At 73.6% G+C, this 22,817-nt stretch carries 23 protein-coding genes and 2 pseudogenes; 13 read left to right on the forward strand and 12 right to left on the reverse strand.

Annotated features, from left to right (window positions below; all coding sequences use genetic code 11):
- Positions 1-63 precede the first annotated feature (63 nt).
- Positions 64-783, reverse strand: a pseudogene (locus ACFW1A_RS21425) (putative Ig domain-containing protein); the annotation flags it as partial.
- Positions 784-990: 207 nt separating this feature from the next.
- Positions 991-1,608: pseudogene (locus tag ACFW1A_RS21430) on the reverse strand (trypsin-like peptidase domain-containing protein); the annotation flags it as partial.
- 170 nt (positions 1,609-1,778) lie between these two features.
- On the opposite strand from ACFW1A_RS21430, the gene ACFW1A_RS21435 reads away from it, so the two are divergent.
- Entirely contained in the window at positions 1,779-2,621 is an 843-nt protein-coding gene (locus ACFW1A_RS21435) for a hypothetical protein (RefSeq protein ID WP_380410715.1), read from the forward strand.
- 87 nt (positions 2,622-2,708) lie between these two features.
- Here the strand turns inward: ACFW1A_RS21435 and ACFW1A_RS21440 are convergent, their stop codons facing one another.
- Positions 2,709-3,140 carry a hypothetical protein gene (locus tag ACFW1A_RS21440; RefSeq protein WP_380410716.1) on the reverse strand — a complete coding sequence of 144 codons (432 nt, stop codon included), beginning with the start codon at positions 3,138-3,140 and terminating at the stop codon, positions 2,709-2,711.
- Positions 3,141-3,291: 151 nt separating this feature from the next.
- Here ACFW1A_RS21440 and argJ point away from each other — a divergent pair, with 151 nt between their 5' ends.
- Both argJ and ACFW1A_RS21450 read left to right on the forward strand, forming a co-directional pair.
- Positions 3,292-4,446, forward strand: a complete 1,155-nt coding sequence (gene argJ, locus ACFW1A_RS21445; protein ID WP_380410717.1) for a bifunctional glutamate N-acetyltransferase/amino-acid acetyltransferase ArgJ — start codon at positions 3,292-3,294, stop codon at positions 4,444-4,446.
- 263 nt (positions 4,447-4,709) lie between these two features.
- Positions 4,710-6,233, forward strand: a complete 1,524-nt coding sequence (locus ACFW1A_RS21450) for a glycoside hydrolase family 3 protein (RefSeq protein ID WP_380410718.1) — start codon at positions 4,710-4,712, stop codon at positions 6,231-6,233.
- 244 nt (positions 6,234-6,477) lie between these two features.
- Here the strand turns inward: ACFW1A_RS21450 and ACFW1A_RS21455 are convergent, their stop codons facing one another.
- From ACFW1A_RS21455 to ACFW1A_RS21465, 3 genes are all read right to left on the reverse strand, one after another.
- Positions 6,478-7,014: a hypothetical protein gene (locus ACFW1A_RS21455; RefSeq protein ID WP_380410719.1), complete on the reverse strand. Its 537-nt coding sequence runs from the start codon at positions 7,012-7,014 to the stop codon at positions 6,478-6,480.
- A gap of 112 nt (positions 7,015-7,126) precedes the next feature.
- Positions 7,127-7,711 (reverse strand): hypothetical protein, encoded by a 585-nt coding sequence (locus ACFW1A_RS21460; protein WP_380410720.1) that lies wholly within the window; start codon positions 7,709-7,711, stop codon positions 7,127-7,129.
- A gap of 75 nt (positions 7,712-7,786) precedes the next feature.
- The gene (locus ACFW1A_RS21465) at positions 7,787-8,299 is read right to left on the reverse strand and encodes a DinB family protein (RefSeq protein ID WP_380410721.1); all 513 of its coding nucleotides are present in this window, start codon (positions 8,297-8,299) and stop codon (positions 7,787-7,789) included.
- 358 nt (positions 8,300-8,657) lie between these two features.
- Between ACFW1A_RS21465 and ACFW1A_RS21470 the strand changes: the two genes are divergently transcribed.
- Positions 8,658-8,831, forward strand: coding sequence for a hypothetical protein (locus ACFW1A_RS21470; protein ID WP_380410722.1), 174 nt, complete (start codon positions 8,658-8,660; stop codon positions 8,829-8,831).
- Between the two features lie 335 nt (positions 8,832-9,166).
- On the opposite strand, the gene ACFW1A_RS21475 is transcribed toward ACFW1A_RS21470, so the two are convergent.
- Positions 9,167-9,754, reverse strand: coding sequence for a TetR family transcriptional regulator (locus tag ACFW1A_RS21475; RefSeq protein ID WP_380410723.1), 588 nt, complete (start codon positions 9,752-9,754; stop codon positions 9,167-9,169).
- A gap of 111 nt (positions 9,755-9,865) precedes the next feature.
- Here ACFW1A_RS21475 and ACFW1A_RS21480 point away from each other — a divergent pair, with 111 nt between their 5' ends.
- The 4 genes from ACFW1A_RS21480 to ACFW1A_RS21495 are packed head-to-tail and all read left to right on the forward strand — an operon-like array spanning position 9,866 to position 12,347.
- Entirely contained in the window at positions 9,866-10,708 is an 843-nt protein-coding gene (locus tag ACFW1A_RS21480) for a class I SAM-dependent methyltransferase (RefSeq protein ID WP_380410724.1), read from the forward strand.
- A gap of 30 nt (positions 10,709-10,738) precedes the next feature.
- The gene (locus tag ACFW1A_RS21485; protein WP_380410725.1) at positions 10,739-11,155 is read left to right on the forward strand and encodes a hypothetical protein; all 417 of its coding nucleotides are present in this window, start codon (positions 10,739-10,741) and stop codon (positions 11,153-11,155) included.
- Positions 11,152-11,676, forward strand: a complete 525-nt coding sequence (locus ACFW1A_RS21490) for a 2'-5' RNA ligase family protein (protein WP_380410726.1) — start codon at positions 11,152-11,154, stop codon at positions 11,674-11,676. The genes ACFW1A_RS21485 and ACFW1A_RS21490 overlap by 4 nt, the downstream gene beginning before the upstream one ends.
- On the forward strand, positions 11,673-12,347 hold the full coding sequence (locus tag ACFW1A_RS21495) for a class I SAM-dependent methyltransferase (protein WP_380410727.1): 675 nt from the start codon (positions 11,673-11,675) through the stop codon (positions 12,345-12,347). Before ACFW1A_RS21490 ends, ACFW1A_RS21495 begins: the two co-directional genes overlap by 4 nt.
- 152 nt (positions 12,348-12,499) lie before the next feature.
- Here the strand turns inward: ACFW1A_RS21495 and ACFW1A_RS21500 are convergent, their stop codons facing one another.
- Both ACFW1A_RS21500 and ACFW1A_RS21505 read right to left on the reverse strand, forming a co-directional pair.
- Positions 12,500-13,276 (reverse strand): hypothetical protein, encoded by a 777-nt coding sequence (locus tag ACFW1A_RS21500; RefSeq protein ID WP_380410728.1) that lies wholly within the window; start codon positions 13,274-13,276, stop codon positions 12,500-12,502.
- Positions 13,277-13,548: 272 nt separating this feature from the next.
- Positions 13,549-14,220 (reverse strand): hypothetical protein, encoded by a 672-nt coding sequence (locus ACFW1A_RS21505; protein WP_380410729.1) that lies wholly within the window; start codon positions 14,218-14,220, stop codon positions 13,549-13,551.
- Between the two features lie 118 nt (positions 14,221-14,338).
- Between ACFW1A_RS21505 and ACFW1A_RS21510 the strand changes: the two genes are divergently transcribed.
- The 3 genes from ACFW1A_RS21510 (at position 14,339) to ACFW1A_RS21520 (ending at position 16,947) form a co-directional block, all read left to right on the forward strand.
- Positions 14,339-14,857 (forward strand): GNAT family N-acetyltransferase, encoded by a 519-nt coding sequence (locus ACFW1A_RS21510; protein ID WP_380410730.1) that lies wholly within the window; start codon positions 14,339-14,341, stop codon positions 14,855-14,857.
- A gap of 306 nt (positions 14,858-15,163) precedes the next feature.
- Positions 15,164-15,829 carry a DUF4097 family beta strand repeat-containing protein gene (locus tag ACFW1A_RS21515; protein ID WP_380410731.1) on the forward strand — a complete coding sequence of 222 codons (666 nt, stop codon included), beginning with the start codon at positions 15,164-15,166 and terminating at the stop codon, positions 15,827-15,829.
- Between the two features lie 173 nt (positions 15,830-16,002).
- Complete coding sequence (locus ACFW1A_RS21520; protein ID WP_380410732.1) at positions 16,003-16,947, forward strand: GNAT family N-acetyltransferase; 945 nt, start codon at positions 16,003-16,005, stop codon at positions 16,945-16,947.
- A gap of 91 nt (positions 16,948-17,038) precedes the next feature.
- On the opposite strand, the gene ACFW1A_RS21525 is transcribed toward ACFW1A_RS21520, so the two are convergent.
- Positions 17,039-18,361, reverse strand: coding sequence for a hypothetical protein (locus ACFW1A_RS21525; RefSeq protein WP_380410733.1), 1,323 nt, complete (start codon positions 18,359-18,361; stop codon positions 17,039-17,041).
- Positions 18,362-18,503: 142 nt separating this feature from the next.
- Entirely contained in the window at positions 18,504-18,944 is a 441-nt protein-coding gene (locus tag ACFW1A_RS21530; RefSeq protein ID WP_380410734.1) for a GNAT family N-acetyltransferase, read from the reverse strand.
- Positions 18,945-19,129: 185 nt separating this feature from the next.
- Between ACFW1A_RS21530 and ACFW1A_RS21535 the strand changes: the two genes are divergently transcribed.
- Together ACFW1A_RS21535 and ACFW1A_RS21540 are read left to right on the forward strand one after the other, a co-directional pair.
- Complete coding sequence (locus ACFW1A_RS21535; protein WP_380410735.1) at positions 19,130-20,404, forward strand: hypothetical protein; 1,275 nt, start codon at positions 19,130-19,132, stop codon at positions 20,402-20,404.
- 146 nt (positions 20,405-20,550) lie between these two features.
- Positions 20,551-21,042 carry a nucleotidyltransferase domain-containing protein gene (locus ACFW1A_RS21540; RefSeq protein ID WP_380410737.1) on the forward strand — a complete coding sequence of 164 codons (492 nt, stop codon included), beginning with the start codon at positions 20,551-20,553 and terminating at the stop codon, positions 21,040-21,042.
- 46 nt (positions 21,043-21,088) lie between these two features.
- Here the strand turns inward: ACFW1A_RS21540 and ACFW1A_RS21545 are convergent.
- A partial coding sequence (locus tag ACFW1A_RS21545; RefSeq protein ID WP_380410736.1) for an Ig-like domain-containing protein occupies positions 21,089-22,817 on the reverse strand: 1,729 nt, incomplete at its 5' end.

The raw sequence follows: 22,817 nt of genomic DNA on the forward strand, positions 1-22,817 counted from the left end.
GGCCCGGCCGGGTTCGGACGGTCGCAGCCGGGTCAGGCGGTCACCCGGTCAGTCGGCCGCTGTTCAGCTGGTCTGCAGCGCCGTGTCGTCCAGCACGAAGCTGGTCTGCAGCGAGGAGTCCTCGGTGCCGGTGAACTTCACCGTCACGCTCTGCCCGGCGTAGCCGGACAGGTCGACGGTGTGCTGGGCGTAGCCGGCGGCCGCGTTGACGTTGGAGTAGCTCGCCACCGTGGTGCCGTTGGCCGTCACGGTGAGCTTGTCGTAGGCGGTGCTGCCGGTCTCCGCGGTGTCGATGTGCAGCCAGTAGCTCAGCGTCGCCTTGCAGCCGGTCGGGATGGTGACGGTCTGGGACAGCGTGTCGGTGTGGCTGCTGCCGTAGCCGTCCAGCCAGGCCTTCCACGAACCGGCGTGGGCCGCCTCGCTGCTGGAGTTGTCGACCACGCCGCTGCTCGCGGTCCACGGGGCGGCGGTGCCGGTCTCGAAGCCCGGGTTGCCGAGCAGTTGGGCCGGGGTGCAGCCGGTGCCGACGGCGGTGACGGTCCAGGTGAAGGTGGCGGAGCTGGTCGCGCCGGTGGCGTCGGTGGCGGTCACCGTGACGTTGGAGGTGCCGGCCGCGGTCGGCGTGCCGGTGATCAGGCCGGCGGAGCTGACGGTCAGTCCGGCGGGCAGGCCGGTCGCGGACCAGGTGAGCGGGGCGGTGCCGCCGGTCGCGGTGAGCTGGAGGTTGGCGGCGCTGCCCACCACGGTGCTCTGCGCGCCCGGGTTGCTGACCGTGACGGTGCTGGTGCCGCCCGGCTTGGTGAGCAGGCAGCCGCTGATGCTCAGGTCGATGGTGCGGTTGGCGGTCAGGCAGGTGGTGAACCAGTAGGTCTCCTCGCCGTAGCTCTGGCCCTTGGTCTCCGTGGTCGAGCCGTCGGCGGCCACCTCGCACGGGTTGTTCAGGGTGCACATCTGGCCGTCGTCGTTGCCGGTGTTGTTGATGCCGACCACCTGGCGGCTGGTGGCGTCGACGACGGGGGAGCCGGAGGTGCCGTGCGTGGTGTTGCAGGCGAGGTTGTAGCGGATCGAGTCGTGCCAGGTCCACTGGTCCTCGCGCAGGGTGGGCACGAACCCGTTGACCGAGCAGTTCCACACCTGCTTCCAGTAGCCGGACGGGATGAACATCGCCGAGCCGTCCACGGGGTGGCTGCTGCTGATGGTCAGCGCGGTCGCCCCGTACTTGCTGGTGATCGAGGCGAAGGTGTCGGTCAGCTCGTAGAGCGTCACGTCGGTGCCGGTCATGGTCGCGTACAGCACCTTGTCGGCGTTGACCGTGCCGAGGGCGGCGCCGCTGGAGCTCAGCAGCGTGCCGCTGCGGCTCGCGGGGGCGTTCTGGATCACGGTGCCGTAGTCGGGCATCGTGGGCAGGCAGTGGCCGTTGGTGAGCATCATCGCCCGGTCGGTGTTCTGCGACGTGGGGAAGCGCACCAGCGAGGCCGAGCAGTCGTCCAGCGCGATCGTCGAGGTCAGGTCGCCTGCGGCGGCCGCGTGGGCGGGGGCGGCCGTGAACGTCAACGTTCCCGCGACTATCGCCGCGGCGCCGAGCGCGGCGGCAAGTCCCTTGAACATGGGTCTCCTTGTGGGGGTCGGCCGGGCGCACGTCTGGTGTGTGCACCCGGGCCGCTCGAAGCTGCCATGCCCACTTCAATGGCGTCAACGGTGCGGACGGAATTGGTGCACCGGTTCGCGCGCGGGGAAACCCGGGTGCGCCGTGCGGGCGGGGGTGCTCCACTGGGGGCATGCCGCACCCGCCCCGCCCGCACCGCTGGGACCTGCTCCGCCCGGACCGCCTCGGCACCCTGCTGGACGGGGCCGACGCGCCGAACCTCTGGTACCTGGAGGAGTTGACGGACTGTGCGGCCAAGGTGCTGGCCCGCGGCGGGGATGCCGAGCTGCGGTTCGTCGGGCGCTCCGCGGACAGCGTGTTCGACCTGCTCGGCGGGGTGCTGACCGGGACCGCCTGGGCCTCCCGGCTGGCCCGACTGCCGCTCTCCTGCCCCCGGCTCGACTTCTCGCAGCGGGAACTCGCGCTGTTGCGCGACCACTTGGGTGCCGCCGGGTTCGCCCCGCGCGACCTGGCCCGGCGCGAGCGTCCGCTGGTCCTGGTCGACCTGGTCTGGGCCGGGCGGACCTTCACCACGCTGCACACCGTGCTGCGCGACTGGATCGCCGAGTCGCGCGAACCGTGGCCGGTGATCCGCCGCAAGCTGCGCTACCTGGGCATCACGTCGCGCACCCGGACCAGCCCGAAGACCTGGCGCTGGCAGCAGCACCAGGCGTGGACCGCCGAGTTGCCGGCCCGCGGGGTGCGGAACGTCTCGCTCGATCCGCGGGTCTGGAGCCTGCTGGGGGACTACCAGCCGAAGACCGCGCCCTCGTTCCCGCCGTCGCGCTGGCGGGACGAGACCGTGACCGCGCCGGCCCGGGGCGAGGCCCCGACCCGCGCGCTGGCCACGGCCGTCGCGCTGGTCGCGGCGGGGCGCACACCGGCCGTCCGCCGCCGGGTGGTGCGCACGCTGGCCGCCGAACCCGCCTTCGGAGGACCCTGGTTGCGCACGCTGGCGGGCGAGATCGGCGGCTGACGGGGCGCTCGTCGAACCGGCCGTCAGCCCCGCCAGCAGCGCGCCGGTCCGGCCGTCGGCACCGCCGGCAGCGCGCCGGTCCGGCCGTCAGCAGCGCGGCTGCGCGCCGAGGCCGATGGCGTGCCGGGCCTGGGCCAGCGTGGTGGTCCAGTCGCCCTCGAAGCGCAGCGCCCGGTCGTCCACGTACAGCGCGGCCCCCAGCTTCTTGTTGGTCACCAGCAGCCTGCGCCGCTCCAGCCAGTACGCGCGGTCCGGATCGACGTCCACCAGGGTGTCCAACCCCGTGTGCTGCCCCAGCCACTGGGCGACCGCAGGGTGGAACCGCCGCGGCCGCGCCGTCACCACGAACACCGCCCGCACCTCCACCAGCGCGTGCACCGCCTCGATCGCCCCCGGGATCGGCTTCCCGTAGATCCGACCGTCCTGCCACCCGTCGTCGTGGGCCACCAAGGTCTGGTCGAAGTCGAGCCCCACGGCGTGCGAGGCGGGCGAAGCGGGGTCGAGTGGAACGACGGTCACAGGAGGGCTCCTCGGGATCGGCACTGCGTCGGTGTCCGGAGAGAGCGGGTGGCGCGGTGATCCTTACACGAACCCGGGGAGAAATTCGCCGCCGGCGTGGAACTTATGGCTATGCTGCTTTCTTCATAGTCATGCAATGGAAGGGTCAGTCATGCCAGCCACCTTCCCCCGGGGTTTCCGGGGTGTCACCGCTCACCTGGGAGTCAAGGAGAGTGCGGCCGACTTCGCGGTCGTGGTCTCCGAGGTGCCCGCGACGTCGGCGGCCGTGTTCACCCAGTCGCGGTTCGCCGGGCCGAGCGTGACGCTCAGCCGGGCGGATGCGCCGCTGCACGGCAGTCGCGGCATGGTCACCGTCTCCGGCAACGCCAACGTGGCCAACGGGGCGGGCGGGGTCGAGGACGCCGTGGAGCTGCGGCGGCTGGCGGCCGAGCTGGCCGGGGTCGAGCCCGCGGAGCTGCTGGTCGCCTCGACCGGGGTGATCGGCCGCCGGTACCCGATGGAGCGGATCCGGGCCGGGGTGGCCGGACTGGCCCGGCCGTTGGGCGAGGCCGACTTCGCGGCCACCGCCCGGGCGATCATGACCACCGACACCCGGTCCAAGCAGACCACCGTGACCTGCGGCGACGCGGTGCTGACGGCCGTCGCCAAGGGCGTCGGCATGATCGAGCCCAACATGGCGACGCTGCTGACCTTCTTCTTCACCGACGCGGAGATCCCCGCGGCCGAGCTGGACGCGATGTTCCGTCGGGTGATGGACCGCACGTTCAACGCGCTGAGCATCGACACCGACACCTCGACCAGCGACACCGCTGCCGTCTTCGCCAACGGGCTGGCCGGCCCGGTCGACCTGGCGGAGTTCGAGCAGGCGCTGCACCGCGCGGCCCTGCACCTGGTGCGGGAGATCGCCTGCGACGGCGAGGGCGCCACCAAGCTCATCGAGGTGCGGGTGACCGGCGCCCGGGACGACGCGCAGGCCAAGCGGGTCGCCAAGGCGATCGTGAACTCGCCGCTGGTCAAGACGGCCGTGCACGGCGCCGACCCGAACTGGGGCCGGGTGGCGATGGCCATCGGCAAGCTGCACCAGGAGACGGACATCGACCCGGACCTGGTCCGGATCCACTTCGGCGAGCTGGAGGTGTACCCGGCGCCCTCGACCGAGGAACTGCTGGCCGCGGCCAGTCGGCACCTGGCGTCGGACGAGGTCGTGATCGGGGTCGAACTCGGCATCGCGGGCGGGGCGTTCACCGTCTACGGCTGCGACCTGACCGAGGGGTACGTGAAGATCAACGCCGACTACACCACCTGAGTGGCCGAGTAGTCGAGCAGCCGGCAGCGGGGCCCCGGACGCGAGCGGAACGCGTTCGGGGCCCCGCTGCGTCCACGGGCGCTGCCGGGCGCCCTACTTGAGGAGGGGTCACCCCTGCTCGGGGCGGGGTCGCCCGGGCCGACCGGTCGGCGCGGGCACCCTTGACACCCCACTTGGTCTATACCAACATCCCTCCATTGGTATGTACCAATGCCGACCCGTGCGATCGACGCAGACGGCTCTGACCCCGGAAGGTCCAGTCGATGACCCTCAGCAGGCCCACCCAGACCGACCCCGAGCTCCGGCGCCTCGCCCTCTCGGTCCTCCAGCCCGGATTCGTCGGCACCGAGGCGCCGGACTGGGTGCTGCGGGCCATCGGTGACGGCCTGTCGTCCGTCGTGCTCTTCTCCCGCAACATCGCCGCGCCGGCGCAGGTGGCCCGGCTCTGCGCGCAACTGCGGGCCGAGAACCCGGAACTGATCATCGCGATCGACGAGGAGGCGGGCGACGTCACCCGGTTGGAGGGCTGGACCGGCTCCACCCGGCCCGGGAACTTCGCGCTCGGTGCGGTCGACGACGTGGAGCTCACCGAGGCGGTCGCCCGCGACATCGGCCGGGAGCTGCACGCCGCCGGGGTCAGCCTGGACTACGCGCCGAGCGCCGACGTCAACTCCAACCCGCGCAACCCCGTCATCGGCCTGCGCTCCTTCGGCACCGCCTCCGACCTGGTGGCCCGGCACACCGCCGCGTGGATCCGCGGCCTGCAGGCGGCGGGCGTGGCCGCGTGCGCCAAGCACTTCCCGGGCCACGGCGACACGGCGGTCGACTCGCACCACGGACTGCCCAGCTACGACGCCACCGTCGAGGAGATCGTGGCCACTTCGCTGCCGCCGTTCCGCGCCGCCCTGGCGGCGGGCGTGCGGGTCGTGATGACCGGGCACCTGCTGGTCCCCGCCTACGACCGCAAGCACCCGGCGACGCTGAGCCGGATCCTGATCGAGGACCTGCTGCGCAAGGAGCTCGGCTTCGACGGGCTGGTGGTCACCGACGGCATCGAGATGGGCGCGGTCGCCGACCGCTACGGCATCGACGGCGCCACCGTGGGCGCGGTGGCCGCGGGTGCCGACGCCGTCTGCGTGGGCGGCGAGAGCGCCGACGAGGGGACGGTCGAGCTGCTGTCGGGCGCACTGGTCGACGCCGTCGCGTCGGGCGAGCTGGCGGAGGAGCGGCTGCGCGAGGCCGTCGAGCGGGTGCGGGCGTTCGCGGCCTGGTCCACCGCGCACGCCCGGCGGGTGCCGGTCAGCGCGATCCGGGGCGACATCGGCTTCGCGGCCGCGCGCCGGGCGCTGCGGATCAGCGGGCTCGCCGACGAACTGCTGCCGCTGCGCGCCGCCCCGCACGTGGTCGAGCTGGTGCCGACCACCAACCTCGCGATCGGCGCCGAGACCCCGTGGGGCGTGGCCGCCCCGCTGCGCGAGCGGCTGCCGGGAACGACCTTCGCCAGGCTGCACGCCGACCAGTTCGACGGCCGGGCCGGGGTGCTGGCCGAGCCGGCCCTGCAGCCTGCCGCCGGCCGCCCCCTGGTGGTGGTCGTGCGCGACGCCGCCCGCCACGAGTGGATGAGCGGTGCGCTCGCGGAGCTGGTCCACGCCCGCCCCGACGCGGTGGTGGTGGAGATGGGCTTCCCGTCCGGCGAGACCCCGGGAGCGGTGCACATCCTCACCCACGGCGCGACCACGGCCTCGGGCGTCGCGGCGGCAGAGGCGCTGGCGGGGCCGCGGCGGTAGGGCGCACCCTCGGGAGCGCGGCGGGGGAGTGCGGTGGGCGAGGGCGTTGTGCGAGTGCGGTGGCGGTGCGCACGGGCCTGGGGCCGGGGACGAGAGGCGGCCTCGTGCCGGCCTCTCGTCAGGCGCCCTCACCGTGCCGCCCCCCGCCCGAGCCTTCGGCCCGGGAGGGGCCTCCTGTCGGCCTCTCCTCGGCCGTCGGCGACCCCCGGCACCTCCTCAAGCCCGGTCCTCCGTTCCGCGACGCTCAGCGCCCGCCCGGCCCCTCGGGCGGCTGGACCGCGGGGCCCGGCAAGCTGTCGGCAAAGGCGGCCAGCGCAGCGAAGTCCTCCTCGCGCAGCCCCTTCAGCGGGCTCACGTAGTGCAGCAGCGCCGCCCCCGGGTGGTGCGCGGCCACGAACGCCTCGTCCGCGGGCCCCAGCTCGTCGTCCACCCAGGCGAACGGGCGCCCGGCGGCATGCTCGACCAGGACCTGCGTCTTCCAGTGCACACCGTCCGGCCGCTCCTGGAAGAGCACCGCCGAGAAGTCCACGTACGGCAGCCTCGGCAACCCCACCACCGGCGCGATCCACTCGTTGGCCCCGGCCATCCACGTGGTGCCCCAGCAGAGGTCGTACTCCAGCCGCAACAGCTCCGCCCCGTGCCGCGGATCCAGCCAGACCCGCAACGGCTCAGGCTCGTGCGGCACCTCGATCACCGTGAACCCGTCCAACGGCCGGTCGAACAGCGGAGCGGCGTACGGGTTCAGCGGACCGTCAACGTCCAGGTACAGCAGCGGCTTCACGGTGACCCCCCGGTCCTTCGCTCTGGTTCGTCCAGTATCTCCCCTGACGGCGCCTCAGTGCGGGGCATCGGAAATCGACCCCGCCGACTTCCGCCGCACCCGGCGCGCCCGCTCAGGACGGCAGCAGCTGGGCGCCCAGCAGCCCGAACCCGCCCCGGGCCGCGGCGCGCCAGACCGGGGGGACGCCGTCGAGCAGGGCGTCGAGGTCCGCGCGGTCCGGATCGCCCCGCAGGGCCTCGGTCAGCAGGCGTTCGGCGTCCGCGCGTTCGGCGGCGGTCCAGGTGAAGGCCCGCTCCACCCGGGGCAGGCTCGCGCGGACCTGGGCGGGGGTGAGGACGAGGTCCCCGAACCAGCCGGGCAGCAGCGAGAAGCGCTGCGGACCCATCGCGTACGCCAGGGCGGCGGCCGGGAACGCCTTCCTGCACAGCACCACCACTCGCGGCTCGCCGTCGTCCCGGCCGGCTTCCCAGGCCTCGTAGACGACCTCGATCCGCCCGTCCAGCGCACCCGGTCCGGCGGCCTCGGTGAAGGCGTCGCAGGCCCACCGGCCGCTGCCCCGTGCGTGCCACTCCCGCAGCAACTCCCGGGAGGCCGGCAGTTGCCGCTCCTCGTCGATGGCGGACCGCAGCAGCGGACCGTACCGCTCGACCGTCTCGGGCCGCACCGGCAGCAACCCCCACATCCCGTACCACCCCATGGACCTGACACCTCCACGAACCCGGGCGCACTGTCCCGGCCGAACCCAGGGCCCGCCCGGTCGCGGCGCCGCCCGTCACCTTCCCAGCAGCAGCCCGATCTGCCCCGTGTGCGCGACGCTGTCGTGCAGCTGGCCGGTCAGGCGCTCCGCCACGGTGTGGGTGTTCCCGAGGGTCGGGCTGGTCACCGCGCGGTGCAGGTCGTCGTCGGGGGCGGTGCGCAGGTAACGCTCCGCCAGTGCGTGCGCCGCTCCGTGGTAGGCGAGCAGCAGCTCGACGGAGGGGCTGCGGAAGGCGGCGGCCGCCTCGGCGGAGTGCCCGAACCCGGTGTCCGCCGGATCCGCCGCCCGCCCGAACTGCTCGGCCCACCCCTGCGCCACCCAGAGCTGCTCCACTCCCACCAGCTCCGAGAGGTTCCGGTCCTGCCCGCGCGCGATGTGCCAGGCGAGCCAGCCCGTGCTGTTGGTCCCGGGCAGCACCTGCCGGTCCAGCTCCGCCGGCCGGGCCCCGTCGAGCAGGTCGAGCAGGTCGGCGCGGACCCGGCGGAACTGGTGCAGGATCAGGTCCTGCCAAGGGCGATGGATGTCCATGGGACCCAGTATTCACGGCGCGCCGCCGGTCCGGAGCCCGAGGTGCGACCGACGGCCGCCGCGTTCGCCCGCCGCCCCACCTGCGACGTCGTCCCGGTCTCAGCTTCAGCTCGGGCGGGCTGTCGGCACCACCGGCTGAGCGACGCTGTGAGAAGTACGAGCGGTGCTGACGGGGCGTCGGGTGGGTGCTGTGCCCGTGGGTCGCGGGTGGTGCGCTGGCCTGATGGTGCCAGGCATCTTCGTGCACGTGCTGTGCCAGTGACGGGGCGCCCGGGGCCTGCCAGGATTTCTCACGTCGGAAGGGGTGGCGCCCAGCGGGCGCCGGACCTCCGAACACTTCCCCGTCCCTGCTGCGCAGATGGAGTCTGTCGTGCCGCGCTTCACCGCTGCCCTGCTCGTTGCCCTGATCGCCATTGGTGCCGGTGCCGGTGCCGGCGCCGCCGTGTCGGCGCCGTCCGCCCAGTCCTCCGGCGCTTCGACCCACGCGGTCGCGCTCGACGGCTACGGCTGGGGCGACGGCCACCCGAGCTGAGCCGCGCATCCCACGGCAACTGAGCCCGCGCCGAAACCGAGATCGCACCGCAAGCGAGCCCGCCCCGGAACCGGGCTCGCGGCGCCGAGTTCGAACAGGGCGTCCGCGCGGCAGGGCATCGCCGCGTGCAACTCCGTCCGCGAGGACGACAGTTCTGCGCTCGCCTGCCGGCGATCGGCTTTCTGGACCACGCTCGACACCAACGGCCTCCGTACCCGCTGTGCGACTCGACATCGCACAGCGCGCATCGGAGGCCGTCGCCGTGTCAGGAAGATCCCCATCCGGGTGACCAGCGCGAACGCCCCGAGCCGGGCACCGGAGGCAGCACGACACGCTCAGGCGAGCGGCACCAGTGCGGCCACCAGACGGTGGATCAGCTCCCGGCCCTCGGCCGGCGGCTGCCCGCCGTGCATCAGCAGGTGGTGCACCGTGCCCGTGATCGCCAGGGCCAGCATCGGGCCGTCGGCGCCCGCCGGGACCCGGCCCAGCTCCTGCTCGCGCGTCAGGTACCCCGTCATCGCAGCCTCGACGCTGCCCGGACCCGGCGCGCCGGCCGCCCAGGCGGTGCGGACCCGGTCGGCGACGTCGGAGCGGGAGATGGCCGCGGCGGCGATCGCCGGACCGTTGGTGCCGAGCAGGACGAGGGCCGCGTCCGCGAGGTTCTCGTGCACCCCGCCCCGGCCGGCCCGCTCCGGCAGCGGGGCGACCGCCGCCGCGATCCGCGCGAAGCGGTCCAGGACCAGCTGGGCCACGAAGTCGTCCAGGTCGGCGAAGTGGTTGTAGAGCAGGCCCTTCGCGCAGTCCGCCTCCTCGGTGACGGCGCGGTTGGTCAGGCCGGCCGACCCCTCGCGGGCCAGCACCCGTTCCGCGGCGGCGAACAGGCGCTCGCGGACGTCGGGGGTCGGTACGCCGCGTGGGGACATCGGGGCCTCCGGAGATCGGGCTGGCGGGCCAGGGGTTGCCAGTATGGGCGTTCGCTCATACTTTAGAGGTATGGGCGATCGCCCATACCAGTGGTCCGGAGGGGCAGACCGATGACCGAGATCGTCAACACCGTGCAGTCCGAGGCCTGGAACGGCGCCGAGGGCCGGCACTGGAGCGAGCACCAGGACCGCTGGAACGCGGTGAACCAGGGCTTCAACGCGCCGCTGCTCGCGGCCGCCGGGATCGGGCCCGCGGACCGGGTGCTCGACATCGGCTGCGGGGCCGGTCAGACCACCCGCCTCGCCGCCCGCGCCGCCCACCGCGGATCGGCGCTGGGGCTCGACCTGTCCGGGCCGATGCTCGCCGCGGCCCGGCAGGCGGCGGCCGCGGAGGGCCTGGCGAACGTCGACTTCGTGCAGGGCGACGCGCAGGTGCACCCGCTGCCCGACGGTGGCTTCGACGCGGCGATCAGCCGGTTCGGGATCATGTTCTTCGCCGATCCGGTCGCCGCGTTCGGCAACGTCGGGCGCGCGTTGCGACCGGGCGGCCGGCTCGCCTTCGTCTGCATGGCCGAGCCGGCGTCCAGCGAGTGGGTGCGGCTGTACGCCGAGGTGAGCGCCGCCCTCGCCGTCGCGCCGCAGCAGGCGGGGGTGGTCGACGGGCCGGGCATGTTCTCGCTGGCCGACCCGGCGGTGATCCGGCAGACCCTCGGCGCGGCGGGCTTCGAGCGGATCGAGGTCGAGTCCGCCGTCGCGCCCGCCACGTTCGGCCATGACGCCGAGCAGGCCGCCGACCTGCTGCTGGGCTCGGGGCCGGGGCAGCACCTGCTGGGCCTGGTCGGCGACGAGCGTGCGGTGCGGGCGGCGTTCACCACCGCGCTGGCGGCGTACGCGCGCCCGGACGGGGTCCACCTGCGCACCGGCGCCTGGCTGGTCCGGGCCCTGCGGGCCTGACCGGGCGGCGGCCGTGGCAGCATGATCCCCATGGGGCGGGAGAGCGGTCGTTCGGGGGCTTGGCTGGTGCTGTACGCGATCGTCTGGGTCGCACTGCTGGTCGCGTGGGTGCCGTTCGCGGTCGACCCGCGCGACAACACCACCGGTGCGTGGCTGATCGGCGCGGCGCTCGCCTGGACCGTCGGGTGGGGTGCGCTGCTCGGGTACCGGCGGGCCTGGGGGCCGATCGGACTCTCGGTGCCGGTGGGTGCGGGGCTGCTGACGGCCGGTGCCGCCGTCGCGGTGGCGCTGGACCCGAGGACCGGCGCCGATGCGCCGGACGGCGAGAGCGGTCCCGGCGCCGTCCTGCTGGGCGCGGGACTGCTGACCCTGCTCGGGTCGGCGCTGCTGCTCGCCCTGGGCGCGGGAGCCGGCCTGGCGGTCAGGGCGCTGCGGGGGCGTCGGTGAGCGGGGAGCGGTTCGCGCAGGGGCAGAGCGCGCTGATCGTGCGGGTGCCGGAGGCGGAGCCGCTGGTGGGCCGGTGGCGCGCCCGGTACGACCCGGCGGCCGCGGCGGGCGTGCCCGCGCACGTGACGGTGCTCTTCCCGTTCCTGCCCGCGCACCGGCTCGACGGCGCGGCACTGGACGAGCTCGCCGCGCTGGTCGGCACGCAACCCGCCTTCGCCGTGCGCTTCGCCCGCTGCGGCCGGTTCCCCGGCATCCTCTACCTGGCCCCCGACTCCGCCACCGGTTTCCTCGCGCTGACCCGGGTGGTCGCCGAGCGCTGGCCCGAGTGCCCGCCGTTCGGCGGCCGGCACGCCGACCTCGTCCCGCACCTGACGGTGGGTCACCGTGCGGGGGCGGAGGTCGAGGCCGCCGTCGCGTCCGGGCTGCCGGTGACCGCACACGTCGCGGAGGTCGAACTCCTCGTGCACGACGGCGACGTCTGGCGCCGGCGGGCCGCCTTCCGGCTGGCGGGCGCCGAATGAGCCTGTGGGGGGACGAGGAGCTGGCGCAGTCGCCCGTCGTCGCCAACCGGACGATGAACCGGGCGCGCGGGCTGACCGGCGTCAACAGCTATGCCCGCGAGCTCGGACTGGACCCGGCGGGGTGGTTGGCCGAGCGGGCGGGCCCGCAGGCGTGGCTCGACCTGTGCAGCGGTGAGGGGCTCGCGCTGCTCGCCGCCGCGGCCCGGCTGCCGCAGGCGGTCCTCACCGGGGTGGACCTGGTCGGCCCGGTCGTCCCGCGCCCGGTGCCGGCCGACGTCGAGCTGGTCACCGCCTCGCTCGCCGACTGGGCCCCCGGCCGCCGCTACGACCTGATCACCTGCGTGCACGGCCTGCACTACCTGGGCGACAAGCTCGCGCTGCTCGCCCGTGCGGCCGACTGGCTCACCGCCGACGGGCTGCTGCTCGCCCAGTTCGACCCCACGGCCCTGCGCGGCCCTGCGGGCACCAGCCTGGCCCGCCCCGCGCTGGCCGCCCTGCGGGCCGCGGGGTTCGCGTACCAGCCACGCCGCCACCTGCTCACGCTGCGCGGCCGACGGAACGTCAGCCTGCCCTTCACCTATCTCGGCGCGGACCCCGGGGCCGGACCCAACTACACCGGACAGCCCGCCGTGGCCTCGGTCTACCGCCCGACGCGGCGCCAGGTGGACTGACCACGGAGGTTGGTGACAGGGCTCACGGCGTGGTGATCTCGACATGAGTGAGAGCGTGGTGATGAACCGGTCCGTAGCTCGATGACCAGCAAGACGTTCGAGGCACATACGGCCCCACCCCACCGAACACCACCTGGTTCACCGCCACGCCCTCAGTTGCCGGCGCCCGAGTACGGGTAGACCATGACCTGCATCGAACCGCTGGCGGCTTGGATCGGCGCGAAGAAGATCGAGAAGTTGGCCTGGACATTCGGGTTGGGGGCGAAGGTGCAGCCGGTCAGTGCTGCGGCCGCCGGGAAGGTGAAGAACCCGGATCCGTCGACGCTCATCTGCAGGGTCCACACTGTGTCGGTCGCGCTGTAGTTGAAGGTCATGACTACCAAGATGTTGCCGCCGTCGCCGTCGCCGATCTCGAGACTGACTTCCACCGAGGAGGAACCATCCAGGGGTACGTTCCGGGTCAGCAGCACGTTGCCGGACTGGCCAGTGGTGAGCACAGTCGGCGCCTGGGTCAGCACGCACTCGGTGGCCTTGACGGTGCTGAACCCCAGCGGAAACAGGGCGTTGTTGGTGAGGACGATCGTCGCCACACCCTGCTGAACTTGCGTGGGGCTGGTGGGGTTGTTGGGGGTTGTCGGGTTCTGGTAGGCCCTCGCCGTATTGGCGATGCCGAGCCCGAACTGCCCGGCCTGGAAGACCGTGCCGACGATCTGCGCCCCGACCCCGACCGCGCTGATGACGTCGGAGATCGGGTCTCCGGGGCGTGCAGTGGGAGTCGTCGGAACCGCCTGCGCGATGAATGCGGCAGCATCCATGGTGGCCCGGTCCGTCGAAGAGGGCACGGTGGTGTACGTGTAGAAGGTCAGGGTCCCGTTCTCCGTGCTGACGACGGTAGGGCTGTCGAGGGGGGTGGTCACGGTGGTTGCCATGGTGGCTCCTTCGGTGGGACGGCTCACGGGTGGGAGGTGGGCGGGGGTCCGGGGGAGGACCTACTGGTTTGTATGCGCTCCACCGACTCCATGAGACCCCGTCGGCGCCCGGGCGCTCCGCATTACTCCAACCAGAGCGTGTTCATGGCCGATCGGGACTATGGCCTCCGGGGTCACGTTCGGCCTTCGCCGGCACGGGAGTGCGCCAGGAGGCCGTGCAGTCGAGCGGAGGTGAAGGTCTTCTCCGCCGAACCGTCGCAGCGGTCTGGCAGCTAGGGCTCGTCGTAGTTGTCGGCGTCCAGATCCATGACAGCCTCGCCCTGGTCGCTCCTGACGGTGACGCACACTTCGTGCCGGTCGAGCATCCGGCCCTCCTCGTGGCAACCGTGCCAGTCTCCGAACACCACCTCGATGTGCCACCCGCGCTGCTGCGTCAGGTAGTCCCGCACCTGCTGCTGCAGCTCGCCGTCCGGGGCCCCCGTCGTGCTCCGCACGCGTATCTCCCGCGCGCAGTCGTTGTGGAGGCCGGTGTGGTCGCACCCTTCGTCACGGTTGTCGACCACGGCCAGCCCGGTCGGCAGGGGCAAGACTTCGGCGGCGGCGGGGCGGAAGTCGGGCTCCGTGAAAGCGAGCATGAAGCCCATGCCGAGCGCCGCGACGCCGTAGCCGACCGCGAGGAGCAGGCCGAAGACCTGCCGGGCGCGAATCGGCCTGCGCAGCTCGACCGGGGCCACCACCAGCAGGGCGAGGGTGGTGGCGAGCGCGAGCGCCACGAGCAGGGTGTACCTCTCCTCGACGGTGATCCACTGCATCGCCAACGCCAGCTCCGCCACGGCGGCCACGGCCACCAGGCTGCCGGCCACCCACCCGATCTTCCTCCTGCGGGTCATCAGGGCCCAGGACGACATCGGGACCAGGAGGAGCAGCACCTTCAAAACGATCATGGCGGTAATCTGCCGCACCCGACGCTCCAAGGAAAGTCCGGGCCTGCTCCCGCCGTCCGAGGCAGCGGCGCGGCATGGCATCGTCGGCGCGGTGCGGCCGCCGCTGGAGAATGTGGCCATGCGCATGCGAGAAGTCCGGACCGACGAGCTGATCCTCCTCCAGGACATCGAGAGAGCTGCCGGGTGGTGCTTCCGCGACATCGGCATGCCCGAGATCGCGGACGACGAGCCGCTGCCGCTCGACGAACTCGCCCGCTACCGGCAGGCGGGGCTGGCGTGGGTCGCGGTGGACGGTGCGGACCGGCCGGTGGGCTACCTGGTGGCCGAGCACGTCGACGGCAACCTGCACGTCGAGCAGGTTTCCGTGCACCCGGACAGTGCCCGCCGGGGCATCGGGCGGGCGCTGATCGACGGTCTCGCCGAGCGGGCGGCGGCCGAGGGGATCCCTGCGCTGACCCTCACCACCTTTGCCGACGTGCCGTGGAACGCGCCGTACTACGCGCGCTGCGGGTTCCGGCCGCTGGACGACCGGCTGCTCGGTCCGGGCCTGCGGGACATCCGGGCCCGGGAGACGGGGCACGGGCTGGACCGGTGGCCGCGCGTGGCCATGCTCCGGGCGGTCGCCGCGCAGGCCTGAGCGACCGTCCCCCTCGGAGCGGCTCCCGGCCCCGCGGCCGGGGGCCGCTCTGTCGTTTCCCGCGGGAGGGTCGGGCCGGTGCCCGATCCCGCGGCATAGCGTTCACTGCTCTGTCATTGCAACGAACTGGTATCGCTGACGTTGCGTTAGTTCTTCCTTTGATGCAACGATTTCCCTGCAGCTACCTGCATTGATGCTGTTCTTGCGCAACGAGCATGTTGCCCGATGCTCGAACGCAACGTAGCGTTTCTGTCATCAGAAACCGCACGGCGCCGCACCGGGCGCCGCTCCACCAAGGAGAGCACCATGCAGAAGTTCGACACCCCCGCCGCCATCACCGTCGCCCTCGCGATCCCCGCCGGGCGGGTGCAGCTGGTCGCGGCCGACCGCGGCGACACGGTCGTGGACGTGCGGCCGGTCAACCCGGGCAAGGGGCGGGACGTGCAGGCGGCGGAGCAGGTCGCCGTGGCCTTCGTCGACGGGGTCCTGCAGATCCGCAGTGCCGACCCCAAGAACCAGTACTTCGGGCCGTCCGGGGCCGTCGAGGTCACGGTCCAACTCCCGTCCGGCTCGCGGGTCGAGGCGAAGACCGCGAGCTGCGAGCTGCGCGGCGTGGGGCGGCTCGGCGACGTCGCGTTCGAGGGCGCGTACCGGCAGATCAAGCTCGACGAGGCCGGGAGCCTGCGGCTGACCGCGGTCGACGGCGGGGTGGAGGTCGGGCGGCTGAACGGGCCGGCGGAGATCACCACCGCGCGGGGCGACATCCGGATCGCCGAGGCCGTGCGCGGCACGGTCGTGCTCCGCACCCAGGACGGCAGCATCACGGTCGGCGCCGCCGCCGGGGTGTCGGCCGCCCTGGACGCCGGCACCGGGTACGGGCGGGTCAGCAACGCGCTGAAGAACGACGGCGCCGTCGAGCTCGACATCCGCGCCACCACCCACCGCGGCGACATCACCGCCCGGAGCCTGTGACGGGCTGCGGCGGCCGTGGAGGTGTTCCGGTCGGGCGGGTTGGTGCCGGTTGGGCGGGGCGGCCCCGGCGCCAACCCGCCCGGGCCCCCTGCCCGCCGCCTCCCCGTCCCCAAGACCGGGGCGAGCACCGGAAATTGATCCGGATCCCAGCCCCGGCCGCCTATCCTGCCCGAATGACTTCCTTCGTATCCCTGAGCAACTCGGCCGACTGGTACCCGCAGTTCCGGCAGCGTACCGTCGACGCGTACCTGGCGACCGGTGTGCCGCCCGCCGCCGCGGCCGAACTGGCGGACCAACTCCTGGACCTGACCCAGGAATGGACCGCCTCGGCGGTCCTCGACGCGGCCGGCCGCCGGGTCGGCCAGGTCGTGGTCGGCGTGATCGACCCGGGCGGCCGGTCGATGGGACGGATCGTCGACCTGTGGACCGAGCCCGGTCAGGACGAGCACCGCACGGCGGCCCACGCGTGGGCCCGCGCCTGGTGCGAGCGGCACGCGGCCAGCCGGGTGGCGGTACGACTGGCCGAGCCGGACCCGGAGTTCGCCGACTATCCGGTCCGCTCGCAGCTGCGCTCCAAGGTGATCGGGGAGGCGGCCCGGCCGGCCGACGGGGTGACGGCCCGGCCGATGACCGCCGAGGAGTACCCGCACTGGGCCGCCGTCGAGCAGCGGGAGTATGCCGAGGACATCGCGCGCTCCGGGTCGAGGACCTTCGAGGACGCCCTGAAGCAGGCCGAGCAGGAGTACCGCGAGCTGCTGCCCGAGGGACTGGCGACCCCGGACAACACGATCCTGGTGATCGAGTCCGAGGGCGTGGAGGTCGGGGTGGCCTGGCTGCGGCACCGGTACCTGCCGGGCGTCAGCTACCTCTACTCGGTGCTGGTACACCCGGAGCACCGCGGCCGGGGCTTCGGCCGCGCCGCCATGGCGGTGTCCGAGCAGGCCACGGTGGCGGGCGGCGGCCAGGCGCTGATGTTCAACGTGTTCGGCGGCAACGACGTCGCGATGAACCTCTACACCAGCACCGGCTACCTCGTGGTGGAGGAGAGCCGGTCGCTCGACACCGCCCCCGCCGCAGCCCCCGCCGTCGACGCGGACGCTAACCAGCCCCGCTCGTAACGGCGTTGCCGGGGCGCGGCTCCCCGAGCCTTCCGGCCGAAGGCTGGGGGAGCCGCGCGGCGGCGCGCCGGGTCTCCGTGCGCCGCGACGGCTACTGCGGCAGGAACGCGCCGAGCGCCTGTCCGATGGTGACCAGCTCCTGGCGCAGGAAGCCCGGCCCGCTCGCGCCGTTCGGGGCGAAGGTCTTGACCGTGGCGGTGACCGTGATGGGACCCGGTTCCACCGTCTTCCCGGTCTTGACCGGCTCCGCCACGTCCACCTCGCCCACCGTCACGTGGAAGTAGACGCAGTGCTCCCCGGCCGGCTGCAGGCTGAGTTCGATGTCCTCGCCCATCCACTGGTACGGGTCATCGGTACCCAGCACCAGCAACTGCTTGAGGCACAGGTTGGCGATGGGCGCGGCGAGTTGGTTGGCGAGCGCCGTGACCTCGGCGAAGCTCTCCTTCTCCCAGATCGTGTTGATCGGACGGGAGGTACCCCGGAAGTCGAAGAAGGTGAAGGTGTGCCGCTCGCAGATGTGGTGGGCGGTTCCCTCGGTCACGGTCAGGGTCAGGGTCACCGGGGTGTCCTGAAGGACGCCTTCCGACACCTCGGTGGTCAAGATGCCCTTCGCCGCTCCGGTGGCCACGATCTTGGCCGAGCCCTTGTACGCGGTGATCGAGGGGACGTTGCGCCGGGCCGCCGCGAACCGCCGCTGGCCCTCGGCCACGCCGACGTAGTCGGTCAGGCCCTTGCGCAGGAACTGCTTGCCGTCGCAGAGCCATTGCTCGTACTTCGGGGGGTAGAGCAGGCGCCCGCCGCGGGACTTCGCGTCGGCCGCCTTGTACGCCGTGCCGAGCGCCGTGGTCATCCGGGTCCAGAGCTGGTGGTTGGTGAAGTCACCCAGCCCCTCATTGGCCTGGCTGGCTTTGTCCCAGAGCGCCTCCAGCTTCGCCAACTCCGTGCTGACCGCGTCCATCTGCCGCAGGCCCGGCGTGTGCGGGACCGGCTCGGTGTCCGGGTCGAAGGCCTGCCCGGGGTCGGTGACCGGGCTCTGCGGACCGATCGAGACGTTGAGCGGCAGGTTCCACAGCAGTCGGTGCGGACTGTTCCTCGGCTCCGCATCCATCACCGCGGCCGTCACCTCGGGGCCGGCCAGTCGGCAACAGAGTGCCCAGAATTCCTGGACGGCCTTCTTCAGGGCCTTCGTCTCGGAGTTGTGGAGCAGGGCGATCTGCTCCGCGACGGAGCTCAGCTTCTCCTTGGAGATCTTGTGGTGCAGGGCCGACTGCCCCTCCCAGTCCGCGGGGAAGGTGCGGGCGTAGTCCAGCTTCGCCTTGGTGACCGGCATGACCGCCCAGTCGTCCCGCTCCGGCACGGCCCGGCCCGTATTGGGGGAGAAAACCTTGCCCTCGGGCTCGGCGGCAGTCGACATCTGCTCCTCTTTCGCGTTCGATCCGGTGCGCTCCCTGTGGTGACGGCCGAGCGCGAGCCGGGAGAGAGCCTGCCGCAGGCCGATGCACAGCCGCTAAACGCGCAGGTCGCAAGGGAGTTGACGGTCTGACGGACCGTGCCGCTCAGCCCGGGTGCACCTCCAGCGCGAAGTGCAGGGCGACGATCGCCATCCGGCGGGCGTGGTAGAAGCGGTGGGCGCCGTGGTTGGCCACGCCGGAGTCCAGCTCGACGCGCACGCACCCCGCGCGGCGGGCCCGGGCTTCCAGCTCCGCCATCAGCCGGGCGCCCACGCCGCCGGAGCGGGCGCCCGGCGCCGTGACGAGGTCCTCGACGAACAGCAGACGGCCGCGGCTGGTCGCGAGCACCCGGTGGGTGGCGACCGCGACGCACCGCTCGTGCTCGTCGTAGGCCGCGGTGAACACCAGTCCCTGGCCCGCCGCCTCTCCGGCGAACTCGGCGAAGCCCGAGGCGCTCAGCGCCGGCCGCAGCGCCCGGAGCAGCGGTGCGACGTCCCGCGCCAGCGCGGGGTCGGCGACCTCGATGTCCCTCGTGATCAGTTCCATGCCGACCATTGTCCCGACCGGCGCCGTGGCCCGTCCCGCGCCCGTCTCCAGCGCGCCCGTCTCCAGCGCACCCGCCACCGCGCCTGACCCGACCGGCTCAGGCGCGGTTGCGGGGAGAAAAGCCGCAATACAGCATATAGAACGTCAAATGACCACTCTCCCCTCACCTCAGACTGGCGGTCGACATGGCGGACGAGGCCGAGCTGCGGCGGCTGCAGACGCAGGTGAAGGAGCTTCAGGCACCCGGCAAGTGGTGGAAGTCGACGCTGTCCGCCGTGCTGATCACGGTCGCGTGCATCCTGGCGCCGCTGTCCATCGTGGCCTCCTGGGCGTCCAGCATCGTCGGGGACACCGACCGGTACGTGGCGATGGTGGGGCCGCTGGCCGCCAACCCGGACGTGCAGGACGCGATCGCCAACCGGGCCGCGCAGCAGGTGGTGCAGCAGGTGGACGTGGGCAGCCTGCTGGACCAGGTGGTGCCGGACAACCGGCCCCAGCTGCAGGCGGCGCTGGGCAAGCTGAGCGGGCCGATCGACAACGCGCTGGCGAGCTTCGTGCAGAAGGAGACCAAGTCGATCGTCGCCAGCGACTGGTTCCAGGGCTTCTGGCAGGACGCCAACCGGCGGATCCACGCCTCGGTCAACAAGGCGCTGACCGGCGAGGGCGGCGGCGCGGTGCAGCTGACCCAGAACGCCGTGGTGATCGACCTGGCGCCGGTGATCGACCAGATCAAGCAGAAGCTGGTGGCGGACGGCATCACGGTGGCCGGGCGGATCCCGGAGATCCACACCGATTTCACCGTCGTGACCTCGCAGAACATCGGCAAGCTGAAGACCGGGTTCCGGCTGCTGCAGCTGGTCGGCAACTGGCTGCCCGTCATCGGCGTGATCTGCGCGGTGATCGGTGTCTGGCTGGCCCGGCGCTGGCGGCGGGCGGCGGTCGCGGCCGCCTTCGGGATCGCGTTCGGGGCCCTGGTACTGGGCATCGGGCTGACCGTGTTCCGGGCGATCTACCTGGACAAACTGCCGGCGGACGTGAACCAGGCCGCGGCCGCGGCGGTCTACGACCAGCTGGTGCGCTTCCTGCGCACGGCGGTGCGCTCGGTGGTGGTGCTGGGCATCGCGGTCGGGCTCGGCTTCTGGCTGGCCGGTCCGGGCGCCAAAGCGTCCCGGGTGCGCGGGGTGTGCACGTCCGCGATCGACGCCACCCGCGGCTCGCTGGAGAACGCCGGGCTGCGGCTGGGGCCGGTCGGGCCGTTCGTGCACCGGTTCCGGCGGTGGATCATGTGGGTGGTGCTGGGGGCGGGCGCGCTGACGCTGGCGCTCTGGTCGTACCCCACCGGGTGGGTGGTGTTCTGGCTGGTGCTGATCGTGGTCGTCGTACTGGCGGTGGTGCGGTTCCTGGACGAGGCGGAACCGCCGGACGCGCAGGCGGGGGAGCCGCAGCCCTCCGGGACCTGACCGAGCGGGCCCGCCGCCCGGGCGCACCGGAGCGGCCCCGCCGCACCGGAGCGGCCCCCGCCGCCCCGGTGCACCAGCCCGACACCGCCCGGGGCGCGGGAAAACCGGTCGCCCGCGCAGGCGGCCGGGGCTAGCCTGCGCGGGTGATGACCGCTGACGACGTGCTGGAGATCCTCGCCCTGCTGGGCGGCGCCGGCGCCCGGGTCTGGATCGCCGGCGGCTGGGGCGTCGACGCGCTGCTCGGCCGGCAGACCCGTGAACACCGCGACCTTGACCTGCTGCACCGTCAGGAGCAGGAGCCGACCGTGCTGGCGGCGCTCGCCGCGGCCGGCTTCGTGCAGACGGTGGACTGGCGCCCGGTGCGGTTCGTGCTCGCCGACGGGCACGGTCGCGAGCTCGACCTCCATCCGCTGGCCTTCGCCGCGGACGGCTCCGCGACCCAGGCCTCACCGGACCCCGGGCAGCCCTTCGCCTACCCCGCCTCCTGCTTCGTGACCGGTACCGTCCGGGGGACGGCGGTGCCGTGCCTGTCGGTCGAGCAGCAGGTCCACTTCCACCAGGGCTACGACCCGCGCCCGTGCGACCGCGAGGACATGGCGCAGCTGCGCCGGGCCTTCGGGGTCGCCACCCACTTCTGAGCCTCGCGGGAGCGGACCCACCGGCCCCGCCCCTCCCGCTGTACGGCTACCGGCACTGCCCGGACCGCGGCCCGGAGGTGGTCTCGTCGGCCAGCTCCGGTGCGGGGGTGTTGTCCGTGCAGCGCAGCGGGCCGGTGAGGGTGCCGCCGGCGAGCTGGACGCCGCCCGTGTTGGCGTCGAGCGTGACCGGGCCGTGCAGCTGGTCGCCGCCGCAGTCGGTGCCGGTGCCGGTGCCGGTGGCGCCGAGCCGGACGGCTCCGGTGCTGCCGTGCACGGCGAGCGGGCCGTCCAGGGTGGCGTCGCAGAGGGTGAGGGCGAGCGCGCCGTCGGCCGCGAGCGGGCCGTGCAGCCCCGCGCCGAGCACGGCCAGCGCCCCGCCGGGGCGCACGGTGACGGGTCCGTCCTGCGTGCCGCCGGCGGCCAGGCAGAGCGCCTGGTCGGCGTCGACCACCAGCGGGCCGTGGTGCGCGGTGGTGAGGCACGGCGCGCTGAAACCGACCGTGACGGCCGCCGGGCCGGTGGTGGCGCTCGGGGTGAGGTCCGGGTCGCCGCCGTAGACCGCGGTGATCGGGTGGGCGCCCGGCTGCAGGCCGGCCGTGCGCAGGACGGCCCGCCCGCCGTCGAGCGGCACGGTGGCGAGCGGCGCCGGGCCGTCGAAGAACGTGACCGACCCGGTCGGGGTGCCGCCCGCGGGGTTGGCCGCGGTGACCGTCGCGGTCAGGCTGACGGGGTGTCCGAACAGCGGCGCCGTGGTGTCGGCGGTGAGCGCCGTGGTGCTGTCGTAGCGGAACGAGACGACGGCCCGGCCGTTGCCGTGGTTCACCCCCTGGACCAGCGCCGCGTCGGTGGCGGTGGGCGCCGCGTAGCCGCTGCCCCCGCCGCCGCCCGCGCCGTAGAGGTTGCCCGGGTTGCCGCCGCCCGAGCCGCCGGCCCCGCCGAACCAGCCGCCGCCGCCCCCGCCGCCGCCGTTGCCGCCCTCGGCACCGTTGCCGCCGCTGCCGCCGCTGCCCGGGTTGTACAGGCTGGTCCACATGTCGTAGTCACCGCCGGGGGTGCCCGGCCCGCCGAGCGCGGAGTTGGGGCTGCCGGCGCCGGGGCCGGTCTGGGACCCGCCGCCGCCGGCCACGCCGGAGCCGGCCGGGCCGCCGCCCTGCCCGCCGTCCTGGCCGACCGGACCGCCGCCGTCGCCGCCGTGCAGCAGCGGACCGCCGTTGCCCGCGCCGCCCCCGCCGCCGGCGACCAGCACCCGGTCGGCCGCACCGAAGGCGCCGGTCCGGACGTCGGAGGCCCCGCCGCCGGAGCCGCCGCCGCCGTGCGCGCCGCCGCCGCCCGAGCCGTGGCCGAAGCCGCCCGGGCGGGCGAACTCGCCGTGCCGCGAGCTGCCGGGGACCCCCGCCGCGCCGAGCGTGAGCTGCAGGACCTGACCGGGGGTCACGGCCAGGGTGGCCCGGGACTCGCCGCCGAGGCCGCCGGGCGCGCCGGTGTTGGGCGGGTTGGGCCGCACGTATCCGGCCGCGCTGCCGCCCTCGGCGCCGTACAGGTCGATGCTGACCGTGCTCACCCCGTCCGGCACGGTGAAGGTGTCCGTGCCGGCGGCGGTGTAGCTGCAGCCGGGGGCGGCGGTGCTGAGCACGCCGCCGCTGCCGCAGGGGGTGGCGGGGTCCGCGGCCGCGGCGGTGGCGGCGAACGGCACCAGCGCGGCGGCGAGCAGGCCGGTGGCGCCGGCCAGGGCGGTGCCGGTGGCGCCGAGCGGGTGCGGACGGGGGGTGGTGCGG

This window comes from Kitasatospora sp. NPDC058965 (assembly GCF_042741245.1).
GTDB lineage: Bacteria > Actinomycetota > Actinomycetes > Streptomycetales > Streptomycetaceae > Kitasatospora.

Coding starts and splice junctions, on each gene's coding strand:
- ACFW1A_RS21435 (WP_380410715.1), top strand. CDS start 1,779: ATGCCGCACCCGCCCCGCCCGCACCGCTGGGACCTGCTCCGCCCGGAC.
- argJ (WP_380410717.1), top strand. CDS start 3,292: ATGCCAGCCACCTTCCCCCGGGGTTTCCGGGGTGTCACCGCTCACCTG.
- ACFW1A_RS21450 (WP_380410718.1), top strand. CDS start 4,710: ATGACCCTCAGCAGGCCCACCCAGACCGACCCCGAGCTCCGGCGCCTC.
- ACFW1A_RS21460 (WP_380410720.1), bottom strand. CDS start 7,711: ATGGGGTGGTACGGGATGTGGGGGTTGCTGCCGGTGCGGCCCGAGACG.
- ACFW1A_RS21465 (WP_380410721.1), bottom strand. CDS start 8,299: ATGGACATCCATCGCCCTTGGCAGGACCTGATCCTGCACCAGTTCCGC.
- ACFW1A_RS21470 (WP_380410722.1), top strand. CDS start 8,658: ATGGAGTCTGTCGTGCCGCGCTTCACCGCTGCCCTGCTCGTTGCCCTG.
- ACFW1A_RS21475 (WP_380410723.1), bottom strand. CDS start 9,754: ATGTCCCCACGCGGCGTACCGACCCCCGACGTCCGCGAGCGCCTGTTC.
- ACFW1A_RS21480 (WP_380410724.1), top strand. CDS start 9,866: ATGACCGAGATCGTCAACACCGTGCAGTCCGAGGCCTGGAACGGCGCC.
- ACFW1A_RS21485 (WP_380410725.1), top strand. CDS start 10,739: ATGGGGCGGGAGAGCGGTCGTTCGGGGGCTTGGCTGGTGCTGTACGCG.
- ACFW1A_RS21495 (WP_380410727.1), top strand. CDS start 11,673: ATGAGCCTGTGGGGGGACGAGGAGCTGGCGCAGTCGCCCGTCGTCGCC.
- ACFW1A_RS21500 (WP_380410728.1), bottom strand. CDS start 13,276: ATGGCAACCACCGTGACCACCCCCCTCGACAGCCCTACCGTCGTCAGC.
- ACFW1A_RS21505 (WP_380410729.1), bottom strand. CDS start 14,220: ATGATCGTTTTGAAGGTGCTGCTCCTCCTGGTCCCGATGTCGTCCTGG.
- ACFW1A_RS21510 (WP_380410730.1), top strand. CDS start 14,339: ATGCGCATGCGAGAAGTCCGGACCGACGAGCTGATCCTCCTCCAGGAC.
- ACFW1A_RS21515 (WP_380410731.1), top strand. CDS start 15,164: ATGCAGAAGTTCGACACCCCCGCCGCCATCACCGTCGCCCTCGCGATC.
- ACFW1A_RS21520 (WP_380410732.1), top strand. CDS start 16,003: ATGACTTCCTTCGTATCCCTGAGCAACTCGGCCGACTGGTACCCGCAG.
- ACFW1A_RS21525 (WP_380410733.1), bottom strand. CDS start 18,361: ATGTCGACTGCCGCCGAGCCCGAGGGCAAGGTTTTCTCCCCCAATACG.
- ACFW1A_RS21530 (WP_380410734.1), bottom strand. CDS start 18,944: ATGGAACTGATCACGAGGGACATCGAGGTCGCCGACCCCGCGCTGGCG.
- ACFW1A_RS21535 (WP_380410735.1), top strand. CDS start 19,130: ATGGCGGACGAGGCCGAGCTGCGGCGGCTGCAGACGCAGGTGAAGGAG.
- ACFW1A_RS21540 (WP_380410737.1), top strand. CDS start 20,551: ATGACCGCTGACGACGTGCTGGAGATCCTCGCCCTGCTGGGCGGCGCC.